The sequence below is a fragment of the Sphingobacterium yanglingense genome (genome assembly GCF_004363245.1).
GTDB lineage: Bacteria > Bacteroidota > Bacteroidia > Sphingobacteriales > Sphingobacteriaceae > Sphingobacterium > Sphingobacterium yanglingense.
Genome location: NZ_SNYV01000011.1, coordinates 574,854 through 588,005 on the forward strand (window position 1 = coordinate 574,854; position 13,152 = coordinate 588,005).

Sequence of the window (13,152 nt, forward strand, 5' to 3'; positions counted from 1 at the left end):
ACATCCGACGATAACAACGAAGCAACACTTATAATAAAACAAACATGGAGAACAAAAAATTAATGGAATCAAATCTTTCCGTTTTTTATAAAGTTGACATCGTTGTGATAGGAGCGGGTCAAGCGGGGCTATCTGCTGCCTATTACTTAAAAAAAGCAGGACTAACATCCGGAAAAGGTTTCGTGGTCCTAGATGACGAATTTGGAGCGGGTGGAGCCTGGCAGCACCGTTGGGACACCCTGACCCTACAGAATGTAAATGGGATAAACGACCTTCCAGGCATGAGCTTCTCCGATGCTGTAAACACAGCAGAAAAAGCATTGCAGGCCAATGTTGCGCTACCCCAATATTACGAAAAATACGAAAAGACCTTTGAGTTGCCTATAATCCGTCCTGTTAAAGTAATAGAAGTCACCGAACGGAACGGGCGTTTTTTGATACGGACCAATGGTGCTCAATTTAGCGCTCGCGGTATAATCAATGCCACTGGGACTTGGAAAACACCTTATTGCCCCAAATATCCGGGCTGGGAGAGGTTTAAGGGCAAACAACTCCATACTGGTGATTATAAAAGTGCGGAAGAATTTGCTGGCAAACAAGTCATCGTCGTTGGAGGAGGAATTTCAGCAGTTCAGCTATTAGGAGAGATATCAAAAGTAGCCAAGACCACTTGGGTCACACGCCGTCCTCCCGATTTCAGAAACTACGAGTTCAACCCCGAATTGGGGCGCGAAGCCGTCGCTATGGTAGATCAAAGAGTACGCGAGGGCTTACCACCCAATTCCGTAGTCTCGGTCACTGGTCTACCGATTACGCCAGCTATCGAGTGGATGTTAGAAAAGGGCATACTCGAACGCAAGCCGATGTTTAAAGAATATACCGAGACCGGTGTTCGCTGGGAAGATGGCACTACAGTCGATGCCGATATTGTATTTTGGAATACAGGTTTTAGACACTCCCTAGACCACCTTACGCCACTACATTTGGTCAACGAACAGGGCGGAGTTCCCATGTCCGGACAACTCGCCACCCAGGTAGCGAGCGACCCCCGCATACATCTTACTGGCTATGGGCCATCCGCTTCCACCATCGGCGCCAATAGAGCAGGTAGAGCTGCCGCACGCGAGCTTATTGCAACCCTCAGTCTATAGACTCAGCTTTTCTGATTTCAGCACCCGGTTTAGACTCCTTATTGACACCCCGAGATAAGATGCAATATCCTCTTTCGGAATCCTTATCTCCTGTCTAGCCTCAAGCTCCAGCAACTTTTTGAGACTATGCTCTATCGTATACAGCTGTTGATAAGAAGCCCTACTGGCTGTATTTACAATGCGTTCGGCAAATACTTCCAGCAATAGATTACTCAACCCTATATCTTGCTGGAGAAGCCGAGAAAAATAATCGGGTGTGATCGCATAAACTGTCACATCCGTCATTGCTTCCACAGTACATAGACAAGAGATATCTCTGATCAACTCTATCTCACCAATTACCTCGCCTTTCCCTAGAAATTCGAGGATATATGATTTCCCGTTCTCTTCCGTAAAAAAGCATTTGGTGATTCCCTCCATAACAAAAAACAGCTTCGTTGCTTTTTCAGACTGTGTAAGCAACCGTTCACCTTTTACGTAGTGTTTAACAATGATATCTTCCTTACGTAGCTGTTCCTTATAGCGCTCCTCAATGTAGCTCAAGAAAGAATGGTTTGTTCTTAACATAATTTCATCGGGACAAATGTCCTTTTTTTAGTTCTTGCCTTTAGCGAATTTCGTATTATCAAAAATACAAACAAAATTACAATGACATAGCTATAACGCATAGCGTCATAATACAGATACATCTTTAACAGTACAGCTCGGTAGTATGCCACACAGGTTATCAAGCCCAGCAACACAAAGAGTTACATATGAAAAACAGCATTAAAACAATCGCGTTCGATGCAGACGACACCTTATGGGTAAACGAGCCCTACTTTCAAGAGGCTGAAAAAGAATTTTGCAACCTCTTAGAAGACTATGTGCCTCACGAACTGGCCTCCAAAGAACTTCTCCAAACTGAAATAAAGAACCTAAATCTATACGGCTATGGGGTAAAAGGATTTGTACTATGTATGATTGAGGCTGCAAATCAAATAACCGCAAATAAGGCGCCCCTTCACCTCAGCAATCGGATTATAGCAATAGGGCAGGAGCTCTTGCAGAAACCCGTTATCCTCCTCGACGAAGTAGAACACACTTTAGCTCAATTGAAGGGCAAATACCAACTTATTGTAGCCACCAAAGGGGATTTACTCGACCAAAAACGTAAGCTGATAAAATCAGGTTTGGAAAACTATTTCCATCATATCGAAATAATGAGCGACAAGCAGACTCAGGACTATACAAATCTACTACAGCGCATCAGTTGTGCCCCTCAAAACTTCTTAATGCTGGGCAACTCCCTTAAATCCGATATCTTACCCGTTCTTGAACTGGGTGGATTTGCTGGACACATTCCTTACCACGTCACCTGGACACATGAACTACATGACGAACGGCTCCAGCATATCCAATTTATAGAATTAGACAAGATAGGCTCCATCTTAAATCACTTATAGTTCCATCGTCAGCTCTTCTGCTTACTTTAAGATGGATTTACCTTCTTTACTACTCCCTTCAGCATAGAAGGCACCACCAGACTATGAAATGGTTTTACGGGCGCAAAATAAAGGCGCCCAAATCCATTATTAAACTTAACCATGGTAGAAATAGTCAACTCTTTTCTTCCTTCCCCAAAAGTCGAGTTTTCAATAAGTAGAGACACCCTAAAATCCAAATGCTTATCATCCTCACCTAATATAATCTCCGCCCCGTTACGTTCAAAAATCTGAAATAGCCCCATCCGTTCTCCTGGCTCACATTTCATCTCCTCTACCACACTTGCTTTATCCAAGTTCCCTTCCGGCACCTTCAAACCAAAGACCTTCATTGTCCTGTTCCGAAACGCAAACAGCCTTTCAATCCATTTAGGGCCAATAGTAAAAAAAAGCTTGCAGATTTTTGTGATGTTAATTTCATTCTTAGGATCATCTATTGTAGCTCTATAGGCGTCAATAAATTCAAACGTATTATCATCTTGTAGCAATGAGCTTTCTGGTAGACTTGTTTTTTGCATAGTTCAATACTATTCGGAAATAACGCTTCCCTTTTTATATGCACAAGTTACAAAATGATTTCGCTTTTCACCCTCAAAGCTTAGTTCTTTAGGCATATTCTCTTAAATTTGTGAACCTTCATGATCTTGGTTGACGAGCATCGTTCGCCAATCGGACAAACAGGGGAGATGCCTCCCTTAGATGGACACATGGAGCTACTATTAAAAGAAGATTTGAAAGAGAGTACAGCACAAATACAACGCAACTGGATAGCTTGCGAAGATTGTCACGGACGTGGTAAGAAGAGACGTAAGTTAGCTAAGAAAACCCGTCTTCATTACCAAAGACAGCTTGAACTCTTTGAACAATCCAGTAGCCAAAGCACACCACCTGTGCGTCCCCGAGGACATCTGTATACCTGCCCGAGCTGCGAAGGAGCTGGAATAGTTTCTACCGATAATCCTCCAATAGCCGATAACACCACCTATCCCCACGTTGCTATCATTGGTGGAGGTATTGGTGGCTCAGCGTTAGCAGTAGCCTGTCTACACCGCAAGATCCCTTTTACCCTATACGAACGCGACCCCAACTTTGGTGCCCGGTCTCAAGGCTACGGGCTCACTTTACAACAAGCCAGCAAAGCAATACGGGGCTTAGGTGTTCTCTTGGACGATGAAGGTGTCATATCGATAAGACATCTTGTCCATACCACGAGTGGCAGAGTCGTTGGTCAATGGGGAGGAGGTATCCCTGTGCAACGGGCTGCAGGAAGCCCAATCAAACGCTCCAACATCCATATTGCCAGACAATCTTTACGTTCGTCCATCTTGGCACAGCTCGAACAAAATGACAGCGTACAATGGGGCCATCAGCTACTTGATTTTAAGCAAAGCGATACATCAGGTATCGAGATGTCGTTCTTAGTAGATGGCAAAGTGAAAAATGCCAAGGCCGATTTATTGGTCGGAGCCGATGGCATCCGTAGTACTGTTCGTAAGCAAGTTATCGGCGAGGATAGCGACCCTTTACGCTATCTAGACTGCATGGTTATACTAGGCATCTGTCCCCTCGATAAGATTGCCTCAGTAGGAAGCGACCTGCTGGATTCGGCAACCGTATTTCAAACCGCAAATGGTAATGACAGACTGTACGTCATGCCTTACACTGCAAACTCGGTAATGTGGCAGCTCAGCTTTCCAATCCCTGAGGAAGATGCCCAAGCGCTGAGTGCCAAAGGTAGTCAAGCCCTAAAAAAAGAAGCCTGCCTTCGCACCCTTTGGCATGATCCCATCCCGCAACTGATGATAGCCACCCCGGAAGATAAAATATCCGGCTACCCCGTTTACGACCGTCAGCTTTTACAAGGCGAGCAATTTGACAATGCAGGAGACGTAACACTACTGGGCGATGCCGCCCATCCGATGAGTCCATTCAAGGGACAAGGAGCCAATCAGGCCATACTAGACGCACTATCCCTAGCACGCACAATAGCCAAAGAGTGCCCTTTTACACCTTGGAGAACCCTAGGCTTAAGAACCACTGTCTTAAAGGAATTTGAAGAAGAGATGCTCTCCCGCAGCGCTTCCAAAGTAAAAGGCTCTGCAGACGCCGCTCAATTTCTACATTCCGACGTCGTCCTACAGGAAGGAAATGAGCCCCGAGGACGATGCCGAAACAAATCCTAACAAGATAATTCTCAGGGTTAACCCTATTCGCTTTATTTATTCATCGAACACAGCACAAATACATCTTATTTTGTGTAGATTTAGTTCTATAATTAGCTTAGTCGCTAAGCACATCTATCACCAATAGCGCAATAGATTAACAAATTATGGCTTATAACATACCGGAACACCTCAAAGGGCTAAACCAAGATGAACTGACGCGTTCTAGAAAACGCTTTGGCTACAATCAGATGGACGCGACACACAAGAGCAGTTGGCTCGAAATGCTAGTAGACATCCTAAAAGAGCCTATGCTCATACTACTATTTGCCATATCCATAATCTATATCCTGGTAGGCGATTACGGAGAGGCCTCTTTTATGCTAGTGGCAATAGTACTTGTTTCAGCCATATCATTCTATCAGGACAACCGAAGTAAAAAAGCCTTAGAAGAACTCGAAAAGCTCAATGAGCCATTAAGTACAGTCATTCGCAATGGGCAGGTCCTGAAAATACCTACACATGAAGTTGCTATAGGGGACCTATGCCTCACCGAAGAAGGTAAAATCATCAATGCAGATGGCAAAATTGTACACAGCAATGACTTTTCAGTCAATGAATCCTCACTTACAGGAGAGAGTCTATCTGTGTTTAAAAACGCAGAAAGCGAAGACAATCAAGTTTACAGCGGTACCATAACCGTATCCGGCTTAGCAGTATTTGAAGTTGAAAAAATTGGCAAAGATACCCGAATCGGTAAGATAGGAGAGTCCATCTCCACTATCAAAGCAGAAGCCTCACCATTACAGTTACAGATAACGAGCTTTGTTAGGACGATGGCTATTGCAGGTATAATTGTGTTTCTTCTCGTTTGCTCCTTCAATTATTATCAAAGTAGAGACTTACTCGCAAGCTTGCTCAATGGGTTGACACTTGCTATGTCTATACTACCGGAAGAGATTCCTGTTGCCTTTACCACATTCATGGCACTAGGTTCCTGGAAACTAATGCAACAGGGAATAATTATAAAACGTAGTTCTATTGTAGAAACATTAGGTAGTACAACCGTAATCTGTTCCGACAAAACCGGTACCATCACCGAAAACACCATGCAGCTGAAACATCTTTACGACTATCAGAATGACAAGACTTACGACAGTAATACCTTTAATACCCCAACATTACATAATCTTCTTAGTTATGCTATGTGGAGCAGCGAGCCCATTCCATTCGACCCCATGGAAAAAACCTTGCACCAAGTATACCAACAGACGCAGACAAAAGACCTCAGAAAAGCCTACACTCTCTTTCATGAATATCCGCTGGAAGGCAAGCCGCCAATGATGACGCACCTTTTCGAAAACGAAGCCAAAGAACGGATAATAGCGGCCAAAGGTGCTCCTGAAGCCATTCTTCAGGTTTCTAATCTTAACGAGCTTGAAAAGAAGAAAGTTAGAGCCATAATAGCCGAACTTGGAAAACAAGGCTACCGTATATTGGGAGTCGCCAAATCGTCCTTTCAGGGAAATGATTTCCCTAAAAAACAACAAGACTTCAACTTCGATTTTTTGGGCTTAGTCGTTTTCTATGACCCTCCAAAAGCTGGAATAAATGCTGTCTTCCAGCAGATATATGATGCAGGCATCAAAGTAAAGGTCATCACAGGAGACAATGTTGATACCACACGTAGTATTGCCACGCAGGCAGGCATACGTCATACCGACAAGTCTATTGAAGGCAAGGATATTATACGTTATTCAGATTCTGATATTGAGCAGGTTGCCGAAGACCACGTCTTATTTACTCGTATGTTTCCTGAGGCTAAACTGGCGGTCGTCAACGCCTTAAAGCGAAAAGGAGAGGTCGTCGCCATGTTGGGCGATGGTGTCAACGACGGCCCTGCATTAAAAGCAGCCCATATCGGAGTAGCTATGGGCAACAAAGGAACCGAGATTGCCAAAGCAGCGGCATCTCTGGTACTGACCAATGACGACCTATCCAAACTGATTACCGGTATAGCCGCCGGTCGCCGGATATATAGCAACATCAAAAAAGCTATTCAATATATTATCTCCATCCATATCCCAATTATCCTGACCGTTTCGCTCCCTTTATTCCTAGGATGGGTATTCCCGCAGATATTCACACCTGTTCACGTTATTTTTTTAGAATTAGTAATGGGACCAACCTGTTCTATTGTCTATGAAAATGAACCTATGGAAAAGAATACCATGAAGGCAGCTCCGCGTCGCATGAGCGACACCTTCTTAAACTGGAAAGAACTCGCCATCAGCGTTGTGCAAGGAATTATTATTACCATTGGGGTATTGTTTGCCTATCAGATTACAGTACAGACAGGAAGCTCAGAAGAGAAAACCAGAGCAATGGTTTTCACCACCTTGATTTTTGCTAATATCTTACTCAGCTTAGTAAACAGATCCTTCTACTACAGCATTTTCGAAACATTAAAAAACAAAAATCGGTTACTTACCGGTGTAATTATAGTCACCCTAATTATACTTTTCGCCATCTTATTCTTCAAGCCCTTCTCTACATTCTTTGCGGTCAGCAGCTTAGACATATCAGAACTAGGGATTGCATTAGGCATAGCTTCCGTATCAGTTTTATGGTTTGAAATCTACAAGCTTATTAAAAGAAAAAGAACATAAGAGTTCTAGCTCTTGCACCTTTATTTTAAATTTGATGTTTCAAACGCATTACTATTATGGACTCGGCTCTTGAAGTATTATTCGCTCATATCGGACAAAAGATTGACCTCCAAGAAAAGGATAGGGCCGTATTGAGCGATTTTTTCAAATTGAGAAGATTAAAACGGCGACAGTACTTACTTCAAGAAGGCGACTTCTGCAGATACCTGTCCTTTATTACCGATGGACTTTTAAAATCATTCTCCATTGACGATAAAGGCGGCGAACACATCATCCTACTCGCTTGGGAGGGCTGGTGGATTTCGGATTTCGAAAGCTTTGTAAAGCACACCGAAGCAAAGCTCTATATTGAAGCTGTCGAGCCCACGACAGTCCTTATGCTTTCCAAAGACAACTACGAGATGCTACTCGAACAGTTCCCTATCATGGAACGTTACTTTAGGATATTGTATCAAAACAGCTTAACCAGAAAGGACAGCCGTCTAATCAGCTCCAACACCCATAATGCCGAAGAGAAGTTCAAATTATTCATGGAAACTTACCCTACATTACACCAACGAGTCCCCCAGAATCTGATTGCTTCGTACCTTGGTCTATCTGCCGAAACCGTTAGCAGGCTAAAAAAGAAACGCTTCCAACAGCAGTCTTGATATAAGTCAATCCCATTTCTTGTTTTGAATCAAGGTTAATCTATCACCTGCCACCTAATTTTGTATAAACAATTTTAGATATGGACAGAGTAGCATTAGTCATTGGTTCCACCGGAATTACCGGTAGCAACCTCACGAAAGAATTATTGAAACAAGGTTGGCAGACTTACGGTCTAGCCCGCAATCCACTGCGCAATGAGACCGGTGTACTACCTGTTAAAGCCGACTTACTAGATATTGTGAACCTAGAATCAGCATTACAGGAAGTCAATCCAACACATATTTTCTTTACCACCTGGATGCGTATGGAGTCCGAAGAACAGAATATTATCGTCAATTCGTCTATGGTTCAAAATCTACTAACTGTAGTTTCAAAAAAAAGAACCGTACGCCACGTCGCTTTAGTTACCGGGCTAAAGCACTATCTAGGCCCTTTTGAATCCTACGCTACAAAAGGCAGTCTGCCCGAAACTCCTATCCGCGAAGACCAACCGCGGTTGAGCTATCCCAACTTTTACTATGCACAAGAAGACGAGGTATACAAAGCCGCAACACGGGATGGTCTTACCTGGAGCATACACCGTCCGCACACCGTAATCGGACATGCTATAGGCAATCTTATGAATATGGGAATAACTTTAGCCATTTACGCATCGCTCTGTAAGCATGCACAGATCCCCTTTGTTTTCCCAGGCTCAGAAGCCCAATGGAATGGATTGTCGGATGTTACCGATGCCCGTATTTTGGCAGAACAAATAGTTTGGGCTGCGGACACGCCTGCAGCAGCCAACGAGGCCTTTAATATTGCCAATGGAGACCTATTCAGATGGAGTTGGTTATGGAAAGAGATTGCTGCTTGGTTCGATATCCCATATATCGGCTATGATTCCGAAATAAAGCCATTAGAAGAAGCGATGAAAGACAAAGCTCCCTTATGGCGAGAGTTAGCCGAGCGGCATCAATTGGTCGAACCCGATATCACGGAGCTCACTTCAGCATGGCATACTGACCTAGATCTAGGGCGTCCAATCGAAGTAATGACCGATATGTCCAATAGCCGAAGACTTGGCTTTACAGCCTACTACAATACACGCGATTCCTTCTATCAACTGTTCGAAAAGCTTAGGTCGGACAAAATAATTCCATAGGTACCCATTGGATTTAAGCTCGGTAGATAACAGCAAGCGCATGAATTTAAAGTTATACGCTTGCTGTTTATCTTTGAATATTAGTACTGGTCAGCTTTTATCTTATTGCCCTATGCAAAGATAAAAAGAGCAATGGCTTCCTATATTTGTAGCTATAACAACAATATGTGCTATGCGTGAGATTACTTTCTTGGGGACGACATTACTCTTTCTGCTCCTTTTTTATTGGGCAACAGGGCAGGGGCGCAAATCATTGCTCATAAATGGCACATGGGCTATAGTAATCAGTATCCTAAGCCTCGGAGATATCTTTAGTGCAAATCCTAAACTATTCTTAGCGGCGCTAATAGGCACTATCCTAGTTAACATTACCGTATATCGAGAGGAGAGAGGCACTCATTTCCGAGTGGCTCCTTTACTGATCATACAGTCGCTTCGCATTATTGTCGAACTTTACCTGTACAACCTATATCTAAATAAACTACTTCCCAAAGTGATGACCTTCAGAGGAAGCAATTTTGATATCTTCATCGGTGTATCTGCACTTTTATTTCTACTCCTATATACATTTCGTAACGTGATACTGCAGACGCCAGTTTTTATAATTTGGAATTACGTTGGGATATTGTCATTAGTTTCAGTCGTCGTTACCGGCGTACTTTCATCCCCAGTTCCTATACAGCAATTCGGGTTTGAACAGCCCAATACCGCCGTATTGGTATTTCCCTATGCCTTATTGCCGACTATAATCGTCCCCATAGCCATACATAGCCATCTGCTGCTACTTCCGGCTTCAAGGCCGTAAACTGGATCGGAAAGCTATTGTCTTTTTCTTTTATAATACAGTTGTACTAGACCTGTATCAAATGTTTTCGCGTGGACCAGCTCCAGCAATTGTTCCGGTCTACCATCCTTAAATAACCGGGTACCATTGCCCAATAATATAGGGATAACTGAGATGGTCAATTCATCTACTAAATCCTCTTTTAATAAGGCATCAATCACTTCTGCTCCACCGTCGCAATAGATACCTTTTCCTGGTTTGGATCGCAGGTTTTCCAATAAATCGACCATGCTTCCGTCGTAATAAGTTGTGCGGCCAGAACTCGCTTTCGGATTTCTCGTGACTACATACACATCCCTATCCCCATTGTCATAGTAGGAGGGGCCAAGTGCTTTGATTACATAATCATGCGTTTTTCTACCGATAATCAACGTGTCAATATCTGCGATAAAGTCAGCATAGCCATAATCTTCACCTGTCTTTTCGACCAGGCTTAAAAAGCTCAAATCATCATTGGGTTTGGCGATGTAACCATCGATACTAGAAGCGATATAAATTGATAATTTTCTCATGATTTGATGACATAGGATTTTCTACAAAGGTACTAAACTCTAGAAAATGTAAAGGAGTTTGTCGGAATTAAAACAATAAAAGCCCAACTTTCGTTGAGCTTTTAATTGTGGAGCTGGAGAGATTGTTTGCGTCCCAACATCCCCGCACATAACCCTCAAAGAGAAATAGTTCGAACTCTCTATCCGAGTTCTCATCTCTCCTAAAGCAACAAAACCGCTTTCAGACGAACTGAACGCGGTTTTGCTTGTGGAGCTGGAGAGATTCGAACTCTTCAACCGAAGCGCTATATTTTCTTAACTTTCTGATAATGATTTCTTTGTCTAAAACTGGATTAAGCTTTTTTGCTAAATTTTGACTCATATTGTCCGGTATTTGTCAGGTTATTCTTAGTCTTTTGCGTAGAAATCTCGAACTAACTTCTTGATAATCTGATCTTGTTTTTCAACTTTTTGTTTTAATAAATCAACTTCATTTTTTAAGGCTGTGGTTACTGTGAGGAGGTTTTCGTCTTTTCCACTTTCTACTCTTTTTCCTTTGCCTTCATAAAACCATTCGTAAGACATATCGAACTTTTTGCGCAGAATACTAACTTCGGTTAGTGTGATCCGCCGCGATCCGTTTTCTACCTTATTAATCCAGCTCTTAGTTTTTCCTAGCGCTTCGCCCAGCTCTTCCTGGGTCAAGTTTTCAGCAAGTCGAAAAGCTTTAAACCTTTTGGCTTCGTCAGTTATTAAATTTTCCATTATCATCAAGTTTTACTATTATTTTATTTCCGACCTCTTTCACAAGATCTTTCTCCAGGTCCTTTTGAGTGATCTCTCTCTTGACCTTATGGGACTGTATCGATATACCATCCCTTTTCAAATTTTTGAGTTTATCTGACATCTATGATCTTGCGAGGTCTTAATTATTTCTTTCTCTTTTGATGAACCTCTACGATGCTGAATATTTGATAAACGTCATCTAAGCTTATTTCCCTGTCAGGGTATAGATCCTTGTTCTCATTTAAAGAGTGAATCGTCAATATTCCTTCCTCAACATTGTGCTTAAGGATTCTTTTGATCAAGATCCCTTCACGGTGTACAATGACATAATCCCTGAAAGCGTGTGTATGTAGATGGGAAAGCCAGTGCGGTCGGATGATCTCACGTCCAGTTACTATATTCCCATGATATATATTGTCTTCTATTAAATCTTGATTAGTGGTCGTCATGCTGTCCCCAACAGCAACGAAAGATTGGTAATTTCCTTTATGGTATTTATTCACAAAAATAGGGTGGGTTGGTAGTTCTTCTATATATTCGGGATCCTTGTAGCCCGATAAGTAGCCGGCATAAGCATATTCGTCAACGAGAGGTGTAAGCATAAGCATGGTCCCGTTGCCGATATCTATAAATTTATTATGGGAGATGTCTTCATCTACTTGAAAAATTTCACTGATAGATTGAGCGTTCACATCATTTTGTAGTTTGAAAATAGGCAGCTCACCATTTTCTAGCCATTCCATTCTAACTTTGTAATAATTACTAAGTGATATTAAGAATTTCGAAGTGATATTATTGTTGCCCTTTTCTATCTCAGAAATAGCAGACTGAGTGTATTTTATTGGCTGGCCGAACATTCGTTGATTGAGTTTAAGATGCTCCTTACGAAGCTCTATCAATCTTTCGCGAATATTATTTTGCTGAATATCAGTCATTTGTATGATTAAATGATAATTTTGAATAAAATATATCATTGAATGTTTTGAATTATCACTCAATGATATTAATTTTGTTATCAGAAATGATAGCAGAATTGAAAACAAAAATAGCAAAATATATGCCATTAAATGATATGAGACTACGTGAAAGTGTTATCGGAGTGATAAAAAGTGATAATAATATTAAAACTAAACTAGCATTATCATTGAATAAAAGCTATCCTACGATACAACGTTACATCAATAATAATGATGTAATGTTAACTACTGCAAGCGCAATGGAAGTTCTTAGAAGTGAGTTGCAGCTAACAAATGAAGAGTTGTTAAATAATTAAATAAAAAAGCCCAACGTTCGGACCGTTGAGCTCAAAAATTAAATTTTTCATATTATGAATACAAATGTAACAAAACCTATCAGTTTGCAAAAACTGACCTACAGTGACATTGTCCAAAATCTTGGTCATGTTAGTTTTGGAAACTACTACTTACCGGAGAATGACGATTCCTGCACGACAGTAAATAACGAATATTCTTTCGAAAGATGGAAGAGTAGAATAGCTTGTAGATATCCAAATGCTGTAGTCGAACTAAATCCCGAAGGTAGTTGGTCAAAACGGGTTATTCTGATCGATAAATCTTTTGACTATGATAAGAATCTGTTAACGGGAATCAAATCGCAGATTGCTTATGAGGATAGCATACACTAAGTGGGATCAGGAGCCAGTAAGAGCTACAACCCCATCAAAAAGAGAGTTTATCGAAGCTTTCAAAACCGAGTTTATTATCAAACACAATTTAAAATTTAAGAAATCCAAAAGATGTGGTTAAT

Annotated in this window: 14 protein-coding genes and 1 pseudogene; 9 read left to right on the forward strand and 6 right to left on the reverse strand. The window is 41.8% G+C overall.

What is annotated here, in order from left to right; translation table 11 throughout:
• The first annotated feature begins 44 nt into the window (after positions 1–44).
• Positions 45–1,151, forward strand: a complete 1,107-nt coding sequence (locus CLV99_RS04575) for an NAD(P)-binding domain-containing protein (RefSeq protein ID WP_246032691.1) — start codon at positions 45–47, stop codon at positions 1,149–1,151.
• Here CLV99_RS04575 and CLV99_RS04580 read toward each other — a convergent pair.
• The gene (locus CLV99_RS04580; protein ID WP_133583302.1) at positions 1,146–1,718 is read right to left on the reverse strand and encodes a Crp/Fnr family transcriptional regulator; all 573 of its coding nucleotides are present in this window, start codon (positions 1,716–1,718) and stop codon (positions 1,146–1,148) included. The two genes, CLV99_RS04575 and CLV99_RS04580, sit on opposite strands and share 6 nt — an antisense overlap.
• Positions 1,719–1,906: 188 nt before the next feature.
• Between CLV99_RS04580 and CLV99_RS04585 the strand changes: the two genes are divergently transcribed.
• Entirely contained in the window at positions 1,907–2,596 is a 690-nt protein-coding gene (locus tag CLV99_RS04585; protein ID WP_133583303.1) for an HAD family hydrolase, read from the forward strand.
• A gap of 26 nt (positions 2,597–2,622) precedes the next feature.
• Here CLV99_RS04585 and CLV99_RS04590 read toward each other — a convergent pair whose 3' ends face one another.
• Complete coding sequence (locus CLV99_RS04590; protein ID WP_133583304.1) at positions 2,623–3,153, reverse strand: DUF2867 domain-containing protein; 531 nt, start codon at positions 3,151–3,153, stop codon at positions 2,623–2,625.
• A 120-nt stretch (positions 3,154–3,273) separates the two neighbouring features.
• Between CLV99_RS04590 and CLV99_RS04595 the strand changes: the two genes are divergently transcribed.
• The 5 genes from CLV99_RS04595 to CLV99_RS04615 all read left to right on the forward strand — a co-directional run bounded on the left by CLV99_RS04595 (position 3,274) and on the right by CLV99_RS04615 (position 10,069).
• Positions 3,274–4,818: an FAD-dependent monooxygenase gene (locus CLV99_RS04595; RefSeq protein ID WP_246032692.1), complete on the forward strand. Its 1,545-nt coding sequence runs from the start codon at positions 3,274–3,276 to the stop codon at positions 4,816–4,818.
• A 146-nt stretch (positions 4,819–4,964) separates the two neighbouring features.
• Positions 4,965–7,466: a cation-translocating P-type ATPase gene (locus CLV99_RS04600; RefSeq protein ID WP_133583305.1), complete on the forward strand. Its 2,502-nt coding sequence runs from the start codon at positions 4,965–4,967 to the stop codon at positions 7,464–7,466.
• Positions 7,467–7,522: 56 nt separating this feature from the next.
• On the forward strand, positions 7,523–8,116 hold the full coding sequence (locus tag CLV99_RS04605; protein ID WP_133583306.1) for a Crp/Fnr family transcriptional regulator: 594 nt from the start codon (positions 7,523–7,525) through the stop codon (positions 8,114–8,116).
• 80 nt (positions 8,117–8,196) lie between these two features.
• Positions 8,197–9,264: an SDR family oxidoreductase gene (locus CLV99_RS04610; RefSeq protein ID WP_133583307.1), complete on the forward strand. Its 1,068-nt coding sequence runs from the start codon at positions 8,197–8,199 to the stop codon at positions 9,262–9,264.
• A gap of 172 nt (positions 9,265–9,436) precedes the next feature.
• Positions 9,437–10,069: a hypothetical protein gene (locus tag CLV99_RS04615; RefSeq protein WP_133583308.1), complete on the forward strand. Its 633-nt coding sequence runs from the start codon at positions 9,437–9,439 to the stop codon at positions 10,067–10,069.
• Positions 10,070–10,083: 14 nt separating this feature from the next.
• On the opposite strand, the gene CLV99_RS04620 is transcribed toward CLV99_RS04615, so the two are convergent.
• The 4 genes and pseudogenes from CLV99_RS04620 to CLV99_RS23535 form a co-directional block, all read right to left on the reverse strand.
• Positions 10,084–10,620: a dihydrofolate reductase family protein gene (locus tag CLV99_RS04620; protein ID WP_133583309.1), complete on the reverse strand. Its 537-nt coding sequence runs from the start codon at positions 10,618–10,620 to the stop codon at positions 10,084–10,086.
• Positions 10,621–11,007: 387 nt separating this feature from the next.
• The gene (locus tag CLV99_RS04625) at positions 11,008–11,364 is read right to left on the reverse strand and encodes a helix-turn-helix domain-containing protein (RefSeq protein WP_211348414.1); all 357 of its coding nucleotides are present in this window, start codon (positions 11,362–11,364) and stop codon (positions 11,008–11,010) included.
• 164 nt (positions 11,365–11,528) lie between these two features.
• Positions 11,529–12,128, reverse strand: coding sequence for a S24 family peptidase (locus tag CLV99_RS04630; protein WP_246032693.1), 600 nt, complete (start codon positions 12,126–12,128; stop codon positions 11,529–11,531).
• A pseudogene (locus CLV99_RS23535) lies at positions 12,129–12,449 on the reverse strand (helix-turn-helix domain-containing protein); the annotation flags it as partial.
• On the opposite strand from CLV99_RS23535, the gene CLV99_RS04635 reads away from it, so the two are divergent.
• Positions 12,383–12,658 carry a hypothetical protein gene (locus CLV99_RS04635; protein WP_162850025.1) on the forward strand — a complete coding sequence of 92 codons (276 nt, stop codon included), beginning with the start codon at positions 12,383–12,385 and terminating at the stop codon, positions 12,656–12,658. The pseudogene CLV99_RS23535 and the gene CLV99_RS04635 overlap by 67 nt on opposite strands.
• Before the next feature lie 54 nt (positions 12,659–12,712).
• Positions 12,713–13,030: a hypothetical protein gene (locus CLV99_RS04640; protein ID WP_133583313.1), complete on the forward strand. Its 318-nt coding sequence runs from the start codon at positions 12,713–12,715 to the stop codon at positions 13,028–13,030.
• The last annotated feature ends 122 nt before the right edge of the window (positions 13,031–13,152 follow it).